The sequence below is a fragment of the Streptoverticillium olivoreticuli subsp. olivoreticuli genome (assembly GCF_003391135.1).
Taxonomy (GTDB): domain Bacteria; phylum Actinomycetota; class Actinomycetes; order Streptomycetales; family Streptomycetaceae; genus Streptomyces; species Streptomyces blastmyceticus.
This window is the reverse complement of the sequence record NZ_CP031455.1, coordinates 4,045,880-4,058,675: the sequence shown is the minus strand read 5'-3', so window position 1 is coordinate 4,058,675 and position 12,796 is coordinate 4,045,880. Positions and strand designations below refer to the sequence as shown.

At 70.7% G+C, this 12,796-nt stretch carries 11 protein-coding genes and 1 tRNA gene; 1 reads left to right on the top strand and 11 read right to left on the bottom strand.

Annotation, left to right across the window (positions count from 1 at the left end):
• Position 1 precedes the first annotated feature (1 nt).
• The 7 genes from DXZ73_RS17625 to DXZ73_RS17595 form a co-directional block, all read right to left on the bottom strand.
• Positions 2–991 (bottom strand): carbohydrate ABC transporter permease, encoded by a 990-nt coding sequence (locus tag DXZ73_RS17625; protein ID WP_116211954.1) that lies wholly within the window; start codon positions 989–991, stop codon positions 2–4.
• Positions 988–2,313, bottom strand: coding sequence for an extracellular solute-binding protein (locus DXZ73_RS17620; protein ID WP_425315844.1), 1,326 nt, complete (start codon positions 2,311–2,313; stop codon positions 988–990). The genes DXZ73_RS17625 and DXZ73_RS17620 overlap by 4 nt, the downstream gene beginning before the upstream one ends.
• A 266-nt stretch (positions 2,314–2,579) precedes the next feature.
• Positions 2,580–2,652, bottom strand: a tRNA-His gene (locus DXZ73_RS17615).
• A gap of 95 nt (positions 2,653–2,747) precedes the next feature.
• Positions 2,748–3,356 (bottom strand): oligoribonuclease, encoded by a 609-nt coding sequence (orn, locus tag DXZ73_RS17610; protein ID WP_116211952.1) that lies wholly within the window; start codon positions 3,354–3,356, stop codon positions 2,748–2,750.
• 5 nt (positions 3,357–3,361) lie between these two features.
• Entirely contained in the window at positions 3,362–4,723 is a 1,362-nt protein-coding gene (locus tag DXZ73_RS17605; RefSeq protein ID WP_116211951.1) for a helix-turn-helix domain-containing protein, read from the bottom strand.
• Between the two features lie 179 nt (positions 4,724–4,902).
• Positions 4,903–6,294 (bottom strand): IS1380 family transposase, encoded by a 1,392-nt coding sequence (locus tag DXZ73_RS17600; protein ID WP_116211950.1) that lies wholly within the window; start codon positions 6,292–6,294, stop codon positions 4,903–4,905.
• Between the two features lie 486 nt (positions 6,295–6,780).
• Positions 6,781–7,188, bottom strand: a complete 408-nt coding sequence (locus tag DXZ73_RS17595; protein WP_240351390.1) for a hypothetical protein — start codon at positions 7,186–7,188, stop codon at positions 6,781–6,783.
• A 423-nt stretch (positions 7,189–7,611) separates the two neighbouring features.
• On the opposite strand from DXZ73_RS17595, the gene DXZ73_RS17590 reads away from it, so the two are divergent.
• Positions 7,612–8,133 carry a universal stress protein gene (locus DXZ73_RS17590; RefSeq protein ID WP_116211949.1) on the top strand — a complete coding sequence of 174 codons (522 nt, stop codon included), beginning with the start codon at positions 7,612–7,614 and terminating at the stop codon, positions 8,131–8,133.
• 326 nt (positions 8,134–8,459) lie between these two features.
• Here the strand turns inward: DXZ73_RS17590 and glmS are convergent, their stop codons facing one another.
• The 4 genes from glmS to DXZ73_RS17570 all read right to left on the bottom strand — a co-directional run bounded on the left by glmS (position 8,460) and on the right by DXZ73_RS17570 (position 12,790).
• Positions 8,460–10,280, bottom strand: coding sequence for a glutamine--fructose-6-phosphate transaminase (isomerizing) (glmS, locus tag DXZ73_RS17585; RefSeq protein WP_116211948.1), 1,821 nt, complete (start codon positions 10,278–10,280; stop codon positions 8,460–8,462).
• Between the two features lie 60 nt (positions 10,281–10,340).
• Positions 10,341–10,616, bottom strand: a complete 276-nt coding sequence (locus DXZ73_RS17580) for a hypothetical protein (protein WP_116211947.1) — start codon at positions 10,614–10,616, stop codon at positions 10,341–10,343.
• A 119-nt stretch (positions 10,617–10,735) separates the two neighbouring features.
• Positions 10,736–11,593, bottom strand: coding sequence for a DUF4429 domain-containing protein (locus DXZ73_RS17575; protein WP_116211946.1), 858 nt, complete (start codon positions 11,591–11,593; stop codon positions 10,736–10,738).
• Between the two features lie 42 nt (positions 11,594–11,635).
• Positions 11,636–12,790: an acyl-CoA dehydrogenase family protein gene (locus DXZ73_RS17570; protein WP_116215674.1), complete on the bottom strand. Its 1,155-nt coding sequence runs from the start codon at positions 12,788–12,790 to the stop codon at positions 11,636–11,638.
• Between the last annotated feature and the right edge of the window lie 6 nt (positions 12,791–12,796).

Here is a 12,796-nt window from a genome sequence, read left to right as displayed (position 1 = left end):
CTCACCGGGTCTTCCCCAGCTGTCGCGCGATCACGGCATTGACCGCGCCGATCAGCAGCAGGATCAGGAACATCGTCCAGGCGACGGCGGAGGCGCGCCCGAGGTGGAAGTCGTACCAGCCCTGTTCGTAGAGATAGAGCCCCAGCGTCTGGAACTGGTGCGCCGCGCCGCCCTTCTGCCCGCCCGCCCCGCCGAACAGCAGCGGCTCGCCGAACAGCTGCGTCGCCCCGATCGTGGAGACGACCACGGTGAAGAGGATCGTCGGCCGCAGCGCGGGCACGGTGACGTGGCGGAACTGTTGCGTCCGCGACGCGCCGTCCAGCGCCGCCGATTCGTAGAGCTCGTCCGGCACGGCCTGCATCGCGGCCAGGTAGATCAGCGCGTTGTAGCCCGTCCACCGCCAGATCACGATCGAGGAGACCGCCAGCTGGGAGGTCCACCGGCCGCTCTGCCAGTCGACCGGCCCGATCCCGGCCGCGCCCAGCGCCCAGTTGACCATCCCGTAGTCCCGCCCGTAGAGCAGCACGAAGACGAGCGTCGCGGCGGCGACCGAGGTGGCGTACGGGGTCAGCAGCGCGACCCGCCAGAAGGAGGCGGCGCGCAGCCGGAAGTGGAGCAGATGGGCCAGGCCCAGGGCCATCAGCAGCTGCGGGACCGTGGAAAGGACCCCGATGGTGAAGGTGTTGCGCAGCGCGTTCCAGAAGAAGTCGTCGTCCAGCAGCCGGAGGTAGTTGTGCGCGCCCGCCCACTCCATGTGGTCCGGCGACGACAGCTCCACCCGGTGCAGCGAGGCCCAGCCCGTGTAGAGGAGGGGGAAGACCCCGAAGGCGGAGAAGAAGAGGAAGAAGGGCGCGACGAAGGCGTACGGGCTGTAGCGGACGTCCCAGCGGCACAGCCGGCTGCGCCACGGCCGCGGCCGGGTCCGCTCCTTCCCCGGGCCCTCGGGCGGCGGGGCCTGGGTGTCCCGGGCCGCCTCGGCGGTCGCCGTCATGCGTCCACCGCGTTGTCGATTTCCTTCTGCGCCGCCTTCCAGGCCGCCCGCGGCGACCTGCCCTGCTGCTCGACCTGGGGGATCGCCACATCGGTGAAGGCCGTTCCGATCTGCTGCTCCTTGGGGCCGATCACCAGGGTCGGGATGTTCCTGGCCGCCTCCGCGAAGATCCGCCCGGTCGGCGCGCCCCCGAAGTAGGGATTGCGCGCGTCCCGGACCAGCGGCATGGCGTACGAGGCGGGGGTGGAGGGGATGCTCGCCTGCCGGTCGAAGAGCTTGGCCTGCTGCTCGGGCGCCGTCAGCCAGACCGCGAGCGCGACCGCCGCCGCCCGGTGCCGGCCCGCCCTGGGCACGGTGACGAAGGAGCCGCCCCAGTTGGCGGGCCGCGGCGCGGCGGCCACGTCCCACTTGTCCTTGCCCGCCGGGCCCGCCTTCTCCTTGATGTAGCCGAGCATCCACGGCGGACAGGCGACGGTGGCGAAGCGGCCGTTGGCGAACGCCTGGTCCCAGGGCTTCTCGAACTGTTTGAGCCGGGCCGTCAGCCCGCCCCGCGCCGCCTGCACGGCCAGTCGCCAGGAGGCCCTGACCGCCGGGCTCTTGCGGTAGACGGCTCTGCCGCGCCGGTCGTAGTAGCGCTCGGCGTATCCGTGGATGGACGCGTTGTAGATCCCGGCCGCGGAGTCGGTGAAGACCGTGCCGGACGGCGCGTTCCTCCGGTACGCCCTGCCGACGTCGAGGTACTTCTGCCAGTCACCGGCCCAGAGCCTGCCGACGCGATCGCGGTCCGTGGGCAGCCCGGCCTTCTGGAAGAGATCCTTCCGATAGCAGACGGCGATGGGCCCGATGTCCGTGCCGAGGCCGACCGTCCTGCCGTCGGCGGCCGTGGCCTGGGCCCACTTCCAGTCCAGCCAGTCGCCCTTGTGGACGCCCCGGGCCCGGGAGAGGTCCTCGAAGCGGTCGGCCTGGGTGGTGGCCACGTCGTGGATGTTGCCCACCTCCACGGCCTGGATGTCGGAGAGGCCGCTGCCCGCCGCGAGGTGCGTCAGCAGCTGGGGGTAGTAGGTGTCGTTCCGTTCGATCACGCTCTCCTTGATCGTGACGTCCGGGTGCAGCCGCTCGTACTCCGCGTAGAGGCCCGCCTGCTTGTAGCCGAAGACCCCGAAGGTGCCGACGGTGACGGTGGTCCGGCCGCCGCCGCCCGGCTCGGTGCCCCCGCCGTCCCTCGCGCAGCTGCCGAGCAGGGCCACGGCGAGCGCGGTGACGGTGGCGAGCGCGACGACGGCCGGCCCGGGGCGGCGCGGACCGCCCACCGGGGCGCTCACGGTTGCCCGGGACGGGATCCTTCGCGGGGGGTGCGGCGTTCCACCGGGTCACGGGCCATCGGTCACGACCTTCCGTCAGATGCCACGGCGCGCCGCCGGCCGCAGCGCGCGCCACTGCGACATCTGAGCCTTCCCCCGGACGGGCGCCGAACTCTCCCCGCACCGGCCCCGGCTCACTCCTAGGGACTACAGGCGCACGCCCCGGGGGAGCAGCCGCAAACGCCGAGGGCCCCGATCCGCTTTCGCGGATCGGGGCCCTCGATCAGGGTGAGTAACGGGACTTGAACCCGCGACATCCTGGACCACAACCAGGTGCTCTGCCAGCTGAGCTATACCCACCATGTCCGGTGTGTTTCCCACCGGCTGAGAAAAAGTGTACAGGGTCTTGAGGGGTGCTCGCTCCCAGGTGGTGCCTGTCCTGGGAGCGAGCTGCGTCACTGTCCCTGAGCGGGCAGCACGTGCCGGGCCGCGATGGCCTTCGCGGTGTCCGAGTCCGGGCCGGGCTGCGGCACGAAGATCGCCTCGCGGTAGTAGCGGAGCTCGGCGATCGACTCACGGATGTCCGCGAGTGCCCTGTGGTTGCCGTTCTTCTTGGGGCTGCTGAAGTAGGCCCGCGGATACCAGCGGCGGGCCAGCTCCTTCACCGAAGACACATCGACGATGCGGTAGTGCAGGTGGTCCTCCAGCGCCGGCATGTCCCGCGCGAGGAAACCGCGGTCGGTACCGACCGAGTTTCCGCACAGCGGGGCCTTGCCCGGCTCCGGGACATGCTCGCGGATGTACGCCAGGACCTGTCGCTCCGCGTCCTCGAGCGTCGTCCCCTTGTCCAGTTCCGCGAGCAGCCCGGAGGCCGTGTGCATCTGGCGGACCACCTCGGGCATGGTGGTCAAAGCCTCGGCGGGCGGGCGGACGACGATGTCCACGCCGTCGCCGAGGATGTTCAGCTCGGAGTCGGTGACCAGGGCGGCCACCTCGATGAGCGCGTCGTTCGACAGCGAGAGCCCGGTCATCTCGCAGTCGATCCACACCATGCGATCGTTCATGCGTCTCACCCTACGGGGCGTTCCCGCTGGCCGGGCAGGCGTGGGGTGTAGAGGTCCGACTCCGGCTTGCCCGGATCCGGCCCGCCGGTGGCGCCGAGATGGCCGCCACCGTGACCGCCGTGCGAGGCGGATTGTGCGATATGTCCTCCATGTCCACTATGTGGTGGCGGGGTGGTCATGATCGCACCGGAGACGGCATGGGCGCCGGCCAGGGCCGTCCGCCGCATCGCCATCACCGACGGCTCCCCGCTCCGCTGCTCGCCCAGCTCCGCCCGGTCGAACCGGTCGGAGCGCTCCGACCGGTCCACGCGGTCCGGCCGCTCGCCCCGCTCGGGGCGGTCGGCCGAGCTCTGTGGCCGGCGCGCCCGGTACGCGGCGCGGTAGGCGGCCGGGGAGGACCCCAGCTGCCTGCGGAAGTGACCCCGCAGGGCCACGGGCGAGCGGAAGCCGCAGCGCCCGGCGACCTCGTCCACGGAATAGTCCGAGGTCTCCAGGAGCCGCTGTGCCTGGAGCACCCGCTGGGTGATCAGCCACTGCAGCGGGGCGCTCCCGGTGAGCGAGCGGAACCGCCGGTCGAAGGTCCGGCGGCTCATATAGGCGCGGGCCGCCAGCGTCTCCACGTCGAACTGCTCGTGGAGGTGCTCCAGCGCCCAGGCGACGACCTCGGCGAGCGGGTCGGCGCCGATCTCCTCCGGTAAAGACCGGTCGAGATAGCGCTCCTGTCCGCCACTGCGGCGGGGCGGTACGACGAGACGGCGGGCCAGGGCCCCCGCCGCGTCGGCGCCGTGGTCGGTACGGACGATGTGCAGGCACAGGTCGATGCCTGCCGCGGTGCCCGCGGAAGTCAGTACGTCGCCGTCGTCGACGAAGAGCTCCCGGGGGTCCACATGGACCGACGGATAGCGCTTCGCGAGTGTGGGCGCGTACATCCAATGGGTGGTGGCGGGCCTGCCGTCGAGCAGGCCCGCGGCGGCCAGTACAAAGGCCCCGGTGCACAGCCCCACGATGCGGGCACCCTCTTCATGGGCGCGGCGCAGTGCGTCGAGTGCGGCGGTGGGCGGCGGCTGGGTGATCGACCGCCAGGCCGGTACGACGACGGTGCCGGCCCGGGAGAGCGCCTCCAGGCCGTACGGTGCGGTCAATTCCAGGCCGCCGGTTGTTCGCAATGGCACATCTTCGCCCGCGCACACCAGCAATCGGTAGCGGGGTACCCCAGCGTCCTGTCGGTCGATCCCGAACACTGAGAGCGGAATGGAGCTTTCGAAGATGGGGCCGCCGCTGAAAAGCAGCACTGCGACGATCTCCCGGCGGCGGCGTCCGGAGAGCTTGCGCGTGGTCTCCGGTACGGTCGTGGAGTCCTGGCTCATGGCGCTAAGCCCTGATCCACCGACGTGGTTTGGGGAGTGATCTTGTGACCGGTTTCGAGCCGGTTTGAGGTCGGTGGTTGGGCATGGGCAGGTTGTAGTCGCTGGTCTGCCCAGCTTTTCCACGGGTTCGGTTCCGGTTGGGCCCTGGCGGTGGGCGGGTCGGGTAGGGGCTGGTCGTGTCAGCCGGGTGGGCCGTGGACGGTGTCGAAGAGGTGTGTCCAGGCATGCTGCCAGGGCCAGTTGTGCGGCAGGTGCAGGGTGATGCGTCGTGCGGAGCGGGCGATCCGGGCCGGAACCTGGACCAGGTGGGTGCGGAGAGTGGCGGTGGTGGCCTTGGCGTGGAAGGCGGAGGCCAGTGCGCCGGCCGCCCGCAGCAGGTTGCAGGTCATCGCCCACAGGGTCAGCCAGGCGGAGTTGGCATGGAAGTGTCCCGAGGGCAGGTGGGCCAGGGCGGAGGCTTTGCTGTCGGCGATGACCTGTTCGACGACGGCGTGGTGGCGGTGTTCTTGCTCGGCCTGGAGGGTCCGGGCGGGATTGTCGGTGAAGAACGGGTGGTAGCGCCAGACGGGGAACAACTCGCCCTGCTCGCCCACGGTGGCGGGTTTGGCGAGGTCACGGACCCGGCGCACGATCAGCCGGGCCGTGACCCGCGAGGCTTTCCTGCGGCTGACGAAGGCGGCGTAGACGGGTATCTCGGCGACTTCGGCGTCCGAGATGAGGTCGCCGGTCTCCGGGTCGGGCACTGCGGTCGGGTAGGTGATCTGCTGCCAGGCGGTGTCGGGGATGCTGTGGATGGCCCGTTTGATGGAGGGGTTCATGCCGGTGGTGACCGAGAAGTGGGCGCCGGCCCGGCGGCAGGCGGCGATGACACCGGCGTTGTAGAACTGCGAGTCCGCGCGCAGGATGCGCATGCCGGTGCAGCCGGCCTCGACGGCGGTGGCCAGGGCCTCGCTGACGAGTTTCGGGGCGCCGCGGGAGTCGGCGGCTTTGCCGCGGCGCATCCGCACGGTGGCGATCACCGGCCGGGAGGCGGGGGTGCAGATCGTGGCGAGCAGGGGGTGCAGGGTGCGGATGCCTTTGAACCGGCCGTACTCGGCACCCTGCTTGGCCCGGCCGTAGACGCGTTTGTGGGTGGAATCGACATCGATGAATGCCTTCTCGTCGGAGCCGGGCAGCAGCGGGGTGTGCGCGGCCAGTTCCGCGAGGAACCTGCGGTGGACAGCGTGGAGTTGGAGGGCATGGCCATGGGTGAAGGAGCGGAGGAAGGTGCCCAGGGTGGACGGGGCACGGATCCCTCGGAACACGGTCGGCATCGCGCCGTGGCGCAGCGCGCCCAGGTCGTCGATGCTGTCGGCCCCTGCGGCCATGCCGGCCACGATGCTGGTGACCTTGGCGTCCGCCGCCGCACCCGCGCCGTTCTTCGCCCCGGTCAGCCTCACCTTCTCCGTCACCAGCCGGGGCAGACCGCACCGCCCGGCCAGTCGCATCACCGGGACCAGCCCGGCATGCGCGATCAGATTCGGGTCATCGAACACGGCGGAGACCGCCGCTGGCGTGTGGGAAACTTGCATCTCGGAAGTGCCTTGCTGATTATGCGTGCTGGAAGCCTGAAGAACTCCCATCATTGCAGGTCACAAGGCACTTTCTTGTTTTCCAAGACGTTATCCACAAGGCGTCCGGCGGTGGATCAAGGCTAAGCCCCCCTCGGCGGTCGAGTCCTCTCGGTCCTGCACGTTTCCCCTCGGTCCTGAACGGTTCCCCCGCCGGTCATGGCCAAGATCGAATCTACTGCGTCACACGGAGTCGCGGTGACCAGTTCACCACCCGGCTCTATGTCGACATGACAACTTGGCGCGAAGCGTTCGATCACGAAGCGTTGCACTTGCAGGGCTCGGTGAAAAGTACGCCTCTCGCCCATGCCCAATCCCCGTAGGGTGCAACCGCCCTCGGCGGTCCTTTCCTTGCTGGTCGACCGGCTGTTGGGGGCTGCTCAGGCCAAGGTGAGGGGTTCGGCCTGAAGTTGGCTGAAAAGCAACGGGTGCATATGTACGAAGGTGTCATTCACCGGGCGTACTACCCGGCGTATCGGTACGGGGAGAGCCCTGGGCGCCGCTCTGCGCGGGCGCGCCCGGATGGCGGTTGCCGCGGTGGCTGCCGGAGCCCGTGCGGCCGTGGCGGCCGCGATGCGGAATTGATGATTCCGGTGCGGGCGCGCTCGCGCGGGGCCCCGACGGGACGTGGGCGGCGGTGCGTTCGGACCGGCGCAGCAGCGCGCGGCAGACACAGGTGAGGGCCACCAGCCCGGCCGCGGTGCCGGCGGCGCCGCCGAAGGACTGACCGCACATCAGCAGGACCACAGGGACCAGCACACAGCTGAAGGCCGCCCAGCGGACCACATCGCTCACCGGATCGGGGGAGTCCGCCCCGGGGTCGTCGGCGCGGGCGTGATCACGGGTTCCGGGCACGGAGCGGCTCCCTGCTGGCGGCGGCTGACGGTGGTACAACGCCGGGCCGGGCGCCTGGGTCACTGCGCCGCGCGCATCAGGAGTACGGCCGCGTTGCGGCGAGGGCATTGCGCTGCGCGCCGCCCTCGTGCATGCTCCGGGGAACGCCCGGCGTCCCTGTGTCCCCGGGGCCGGGGACGGCGCCGCCGTCCCGTCCCGCGGGGGCCGTCCCGCCGGGCGGCCTCTGGGCACGCGGCGGGTGGCGCCGTACCCTGGAAGGTAAGTGCTTGAAAAGATGAATCCCGGACGGATTTTTCGTCCATGATCCTGCGGGACGCTCCGGGCTGCGTCTTTCCCGGCGCTCGCGCTCGCTCCTCACCCTGACAACTGCAACCAGTCCACCGCTGATCCCTCCGCACGAGGACATCCTTCGCCGAGACACCGATGGCCGGTCACGAATTCCCCGAACCCGCGGACCGCAAGCGGGTCGCCGATCACGCGGCGCACCCCGAAGCGGCGGAAGAATCACGCCATTCCTGCGATCCTGCGTTCCAGCACGGTGTCGTGGTGGGCTTCGACGGTTCCACGTCCAGCGAGCGAGCGCTTGCGTATGCAATCGGGATGGCCCGGCGCTCCGGCTCGGGCCTGATCATCGTCCATGTGGCCAACCGGCTGCCGACGACCGTGTGGGCGGGCTGCGAGCCGCCGGTCTTCGTGGACGTCCCGGATCACCGCACGGAGGTCCTGGGCCTCGAACTGGCCTGTGCGGACCACCTGTCCGAGGTGCCGTGGATCCTCGTCGAGCGCGGTGGCGACATCTGCCACGAGCTGGAGGAGGTCGGCCGGGAGTACGCGGCGGACGCGATCGTCGTCGGCTCCACCCACGGTCTGGTCGGCCGGATCTTCGGCTCGGTCGCGGGCCGGCTGGCGCGGCGCGCGCAGCGGCCGGTGGTCGTCATCCCGTGACGGCGGCCCGCCGGGTTCACGTCAACTTCCGTCGCCCGTGGGGGCGATGATCCCGGACCGTACATTGACGGCTGTTGAATCTACCCGCGCGTAGGGGGTGGGGAGCGGCTCGACGGCGGGTAGGAACCGGAGCGTGACGTGCCACCGGACGGGAGGTGACGGTTCCCGGAACCGGCGGCATCACCGCCGGCGGGAGAGTGCCGCCGGCAAGGGGAGGCAGCCCTCCCCGCGCGCCGGGTGGCACGCGCGAGGAGGGCTGTCCCGGACCCGCCGCAGGACAGGTGCGACAGGACCGAGTTCAAGGGGCGCGAGGGCCCCGGGGCGGGCTACTCGACGGTGACGGACTTCGCCAGGTTGCGCGGCTTGTCGATGTCACGGCCCATGGCCTTCGCCGTGTAGTAGGCGAGCAGCTGGAGCGGGATGCCCATGAGGATCGGGTCCAGCTCGTCCTCGTTCTTCGGCACCACGATCGTGTGGTCGGCCTTCTCCTGCACCTGGTGCGCGACGGCGAGGATGCGGCCGCTGCGGGCCTTGATCTCCTCCAGCGCGGCGCGGTTCTTCTCCAGCAGCTCGTCGTCCGGCACGATCGCCACGGTCGGCATCGCGGGCTCGATCAGGGCCAGCGGGCCGTGCTTGAGCTCGGAGGCGGGGTAGGCCTCGGCGTGGATGTACGAGACCTCCTTGAGCTTCAGCGAGGCCTCACGGGCGACCGGGTAGCCGCGCACCCGGCCGATGAACATCATCGACTTGGCGTCCGCGTACTCCGCGGCCAGCTTCTCGATCTCGGCCTCGTTCGCCAGGATCTCGGAGATCTGCGCGGGCAGCTTGCGCAGGCCCTCGATGATCCGCTTGCCGTCGGCGACGGACAGGTCGCGGATGCGGCCCAGGTGCAGGGCGAGCAGGCCGAAGGAGACCACCATGTTGGTGAAGCACTTGGTGGAGACGACGCAGACCTCGGGGCCGGCGTGGACGTAGATGCCGCCGTCGGTCTCGCGGGCGATCGCCGAGCCGACCACGTTCACCAGGCCCAGCACCCGCGCGCCCTTGCGCTTGAGCTCCTGGACGGCGGCGAGGACGTCGTAGGTCTCACCGGACTGGGACACCGCGATGTAGAGGGTGTCGGGGTCCACGACCGGGTTGCGGTAGCGGAACTCCGAGGCGGGCTCGGCGTCGGAGGGGATCCGCGCGAGCTCCTCGATCATCTGGGCGCCGATCTGGCCCGCGTGGTAGGAGGTGCCGCAGCCGAGGATCTTCACCCGGCGCACGGCGCGCGCGTCGCGGGCGTCGAGGTTCAGGCCGCCCAGGTGCACGGTGGAGAAGCGGTCGTCGATGCGGCCGCGCAGCGCGCGGTCCACGGCGTCGGCCTGCTCGTGGATCTCCTTGTGCATGTACGTGTCGTGGCCGCCCATGTCGTACGACTCGGCCTCCCACTCCACGGTGGTCGGCTGGGCCGAGGTGGAGGAGCCCTCGGTGGTGTACGTGCGGTAGTCGTCGGCCTTCAGGGTGGCCATCTCGCCGTCGTCGAGGGTGACGACCTGGCGGGTGTGGCTGACCAGGGCGGCGACGTCGGAGGAGACGAACATCTCCTTCTCGCCTATGCCCAGCACGACCGGCGAGCCGTTGCGGGCGACGACGATGCGGTCCGGGAAGTCGGCGTGCAGCACGGCGATGCCGTACGTGCCCTCGATGTGCCGCAGCGCCTCGCGGACCTTCTCCTCCAGCGTCTCGGCCCGGGAGCGGGCGATGAGGTGCGCGAGGACTTCGGTGTCGGTGTCGGAGAGGAAGACGACGCCGTCCGCGGTCAGCCGGGTGCGCAGGTCCGAGGCGTTGTCGATGATGCCGTTGTGGACGACGGCGACCTTCTCCTCCGCGTCCACGTGCGGGTGGGCGTTGACGTCGTTGGGCGCGCCGTGGGTGGCCCAGCGGGTGTGGGCGATGCCCGTGGAGCCCGCGAAGCGCTTGGGCAGGCGCGACTCCAGCTCGCGGACGCGGCCCTTGGCCTTGGCGGTCTTCAGGCCGCCCGCCTTGCCGCTCGCGTGCAGGGCGATGCCGGCGGAGTCGTAACCGCGGTACTCCAGGCGCTGGAGGCCCTCCAGCAGCAGCGGAGCGACATCGCGCTTACCGATATATCCGACGATTCCGCACATGGTGTTGACCCTCCCAGGCAAACGATCAGTGATGCTCGACGACGGCAGCAGCCGTCGTGTTCAGCCGTAGACGATGCGGCGCAGCTGCCGCAGCGAGAGTTCGGGCGGTGCCACCGCGCGGTGCGGCAGCTCTGCCGCGATCCGCTCGAAGATCTCCGCGTTGTGCAGTCCGCCGGACTGGAGCTCGCGGTGGCGGCGGCGCACGAACGCCTCGGTCGTCTCGTCGAAATACGCCAGGACGTCCAGGACCACCCGGGCGGCCTCGCCGCGCTGTAGCGGCGTGCTGCGCACCAGGTGGTCGACCAGGTCGTCATGGTGGGTACGGCGTTCGAGCACCCGTCGATACTGCGGGGTGCCGCGACCTTTGGCAAGAATCCTGCCCGATATCGGGCAGGGGTGGAGGGAAAGGGTGGGTAAAACGGGCAGAGGTCTGGACCAAGGGGGGTTCCGGCGGATCAGAAGCGCTTGATCACGGCCTGCTTCGCCGCCGAGAACTCCTCCTCGGTCAGGACGCCCAGCCGGTGCAGCTCGCCCAGCTCGCGCAGGCGGCGCAGCAGCGCGTCGTGATCGGACTCCGGCCGCGCCGCCTCCCCGGTGAGGGCGGGGCGCGGGGCGGACGGGTGCGGCAGCCGGCAGGTGACCGCCGCCGCGACCAGCGCCATCAGCAGGTCCTTCTTGAAGCCGTACAGCTCGATCGCGTGCGGGTCGGTCTTCGGCGGCGTCCTGGCCGTCCCGCCCGGCAGGAAGAAGCGCAGGTGGCCGTGGTCCAGCCCCCGCGCCGGCTGCCACTCCACCGCGGCGATCTCCGACAGCGCCAGCGACCGTGGGCCGGCCGACCGCTTGTCCTCGTCGGTCTTCCAGTTCCACTCCAGGCCGACCCGCTCGCCGTCGAAGCTCACGGTGCCGTCCCCGGCGCCCACCGACAGCGGCACGGCCGGGCCCGGCAGCAGATAGCGGTCCGTGGGCCCGTCCGGCACCTGCTCCACGACGAGGGCGTTGCGTACCTCGTCGACGAGGTACTCCGCCACGCCCGACTGGCCGGGGTCCACGGCCAGCTGGTACGGATCCGCGCCTTCCGGCAGCTGCCCGCGCGTGGCCTGGAGCAGCGGGTCCGCCCCGTCGCGCAGCCGCAGCCGGAGCCGCCCGCCCTTGCGGCCAGGCTCGAAGGAGACCCCGGCCACCGCCGCCAGCGGGACGGCCAGCTCACCCAGGGTCTGCCGGGCCAGGTGCACTCCGCGCTCCCGGCCCGGCACGATCCGTATCGTGGCGCCGTCGAAGGTCCACGTACCGTCCTTCTGAAAGATCTCAGCCATGCGCACGATTCTCGCAGGGCTGATCAACCGTCAGCGGGCGGATCAGAGGCCCAGTTCGCGGGCGATCAGCATCCGCTGGACCTCGCTGGTGCCCTCGCCGATCTCCAGGATCTTGGAGTCGCGCCACATGCGGGCCACCGGGTATTCGTTCATGAAGCCGTAGCCGCCGTGGATCTGGGTGGCCTCGCGCGCGTTGGTCACCGCGATCTCCGAGGAGTACAGCTTCGCGAGCGCCGCCTCCTTCTTGAACGGCTCGCCGTGCACCAGCCGGGACGCCGCGTCCCGCCAGGCGATCCGGGCCGTGTGCGCCCGCATCTCCATGTCGGCGATCTTGAACTGGATGGCCTGGTTCGCGCCGATCGGGCGGCCGAACGCCTCGCGCTCCTTGGCGTACTTCACCGACTCGTCCACACAGCCCTGCGCCAGGCCGGTCGCCAGCGCCGAGATCGCGACCCGCCCCTCGTCCAGTATCCGCAGGAACTGGGCGTAGCCGCGTCCCTCCTCGCCCAGCAGGTTCGCCCTCGGCACCCGGACGTCGGAGAACGACAGCTCCCGGGTGTCCGAGGCGTTCCAGCCGACCTTGGAGTACGGGGCCGCGACCGTGAAGCCGGGCGTCCCGGACGGCACGATGATCGAGGAGATCAGCGGCTTGCCGTCGGGCTTGCGGCCGGTGACGGCGGTGACCGTGACCAGGCCGGTGATGTCCGTGCCGGAGTTGGTGATGAAGCACTTGGTGCCGTTGATCACCCACTCGTCCGTGGCCTCGTCCAGCCGGGCGGTGGTGCGGGTGCCGCCCGCGTCCGAGCCCGCGCCCGGCTCCGTCAGCCCGAACGCGCCCAGCATCTCGCCGGAACACAGCTTGGGCAGCCACTCCCGCTTCTGCTCCTCGGTGCCGAAGCGGAAGACGGGCATCGCGCCCAGCGACACCCCGGCCTCCAGGGTGATCGCCACCGAGGAGTCGACCCGGGCCAGCTCCTCCAGCGCGAGGCCGAGCGCCAGATAGTCACCGCCCATCCCGCCGTACTCCTCGGGGAACGGCAGGCCGAACAGGCCCATGCGGCCCATCTCCCGCACGATCTCGTACGGGAACTCGTGGCGCTCGTAGAAGTCGCCGATCTTCGGCGCGACCACGTCGTGTGCGAACTCCTCGACCGTACGGCGGAGTTCCTCGTGCTCGGGGGAGAGGCGGTGGTCCAGCGACAT